This window comes from Clostridium sp. LS, from assembly GCF_002760435.1.
Taxonomy (GTDB): Bacteria; Bacillota; Clostridia; order Clostridiales; family Clostridiaceae; genus Clostridium.
Genome location: NZ_AUUU01000245.1, coordinates 1 through 1,863 on the forward strand (window position 1 = coordinate 1; position 1,863 = coordinate 1,863).

1 protein-coding gene is annotated in these 1,863 nt (G+C 29.0%); it reads left to right on the forward strand.

Annotated features, from left to right (window positions below; translation table 11 throughout):
• The first annotated feature begins 135 nt into the window (after positions 1-135).
• Positions 136-1,707 carry an IS1182 family transposase gene (locus COL3_RS26975; RefSeq protein ID WP_099716781.1) on the forward strand — a complete coding sequence of 524 codons (1,572 nt, stop codon included), beginning with the start codon at positions 136-138 and terminating at the stop codon, positions 1,705-1,707.
• The last annotated feature ends 156 nt before the right edge of the window (positions 1,708-1,863 follow it).

The following is a 1,863-nucleotide window of genomic DNA, read 5'->3' on the forward strand; positions in this document are numbered from 1 at the left end:
GTTGCAAAACTAACATAGTTAGTTTTGTAGCGGCTCATTTTTTAGATATAAAAAATGTGAATTCCGAAGAACTCACATTCATTGTATAATTTACTTATGCTAAAAACCAAATTACACACTAAAGATTATACTGAGATTAATGATAATTTTCAACTTATATTACCATTAAATCTAGAAAATTTAATACCAGCAGATGATTCAGTCCGCTTGCTAAGCCATGTATTGGAGGGATTAGATTACACAAAGTTGTATAAGGCGTACTCTTCCGTTGGAAGAAAACCGGCAGTGGAACCAAAAATCATGTTCAAAATATTATCTTATGCTTATTCTCAAAATATATATTCAAGCAGAAAAATAGAAAAAGCATGTACTAGAGATATTAATTTCAGGTGGTTACTTCAAGGCTATAAAGCACCTGATCATGCTACAATTAGTAGATTTCGTAAAGACTATCTTTCAAATGAAGTTGTTGAAGATTTATTTTATCAACAAGTTAATTATTTAGCCACTCAAAATGAAATATTATTTGAAAATGTATTTATTGATGGTACTAAAATCGAGGCGAATGCCAATCGCTATACCTTTGTTTGGAAAAAGGCTATTTTAAAAAATGAGGGGAAAATGTTTGATAAAATTCTTGTTCTCTTAGAAACCATTAATCTTGAAGAATTGAAGCAATTTACTGTTCAGAAAGAAACAGTGATAGATGACATTATTAAAATTCTTCATTGGCTTACATCTGAAAAAAAGAAAAGAAACATTGAATTTGTTCATGGAATTGGTAAGAGAAAAACTAAGATTCAAAAATGGACAGAGCAATTAACTGAATATAAAGAAAGACAAGAAAGATATAATTTTAGCAAAAATCTATTTTCAAAAAGAAATAGCTATTCTAAAACTGATCCTGACGCAACTTTCATGCACATGAAAGATGATCATATGAGAAATGGTCAATTAAAGCCGGCATATAATGTCCAAATTGCAGTTGAAAGTGAATACGTGACCGGTGTCGGAATATTTGATGATAGAAATGACATAGCAACATTAATACCTATGCTTAATAATATGAAAGAAAAAATTGGTCGTAAATATCTTAATGTAATTGCAGATTCAGGTTATGAAAGTGAAGAAAATTATTTGTATCTAGAATCAAATAAACAAACACCGTATATAAAGCCACAAACTTATGAAAAGTGGAAAAAAAGAAGTTTTAAAAATGATATAAGTAAGCGTGAGAATATGAAATATGATGCTGAATCAGATACATACATTTGTCATAATAATAAAAAATTAGTGCCTTCTTATATTATTCATAAAAAATCCGCAAGTGGATACAAATCAGAAGTAACGGTGTATGAATGCGAAAACTGTGATAACTGTGCTTACAAAGTAAAGTGTACAAAAGCAAAGGGAAATAGAAAAATGCAGGTTTCAAAAATTTTTGTGAAAAAACGTGAAATATCCTATAAAAATATTACAACTGAATTTGGAACTAAATTGAGAATGAACAGATCTATTCAGGTCGAAGGAGCATTTGGAGTTCTAAAAAGTGATTATGAATTCAATAGATTTTTAACACGTGGAAAAAATAGTGTCAAAACTGAATTTATTTTGCTTTGTTTTGGATACAACATTAACAAATTACATTCTAAAATACAAAATGAAAGAACTCAGAAGCATCTTCATGAATTAAAACCTATTGCCTAATTATGGAATAAAGTAACTAGGCCTATTTGAGTGCGCTTAAAAGTCAGAAATCTTTAAATAATTGATGTGGAATTTAAAATATTTGGAAATTTACTAGTTTAAACCGAAAAGGAGCATCGCTCCTGATTAAAATTTAATCATTTTGCGACACTCCCT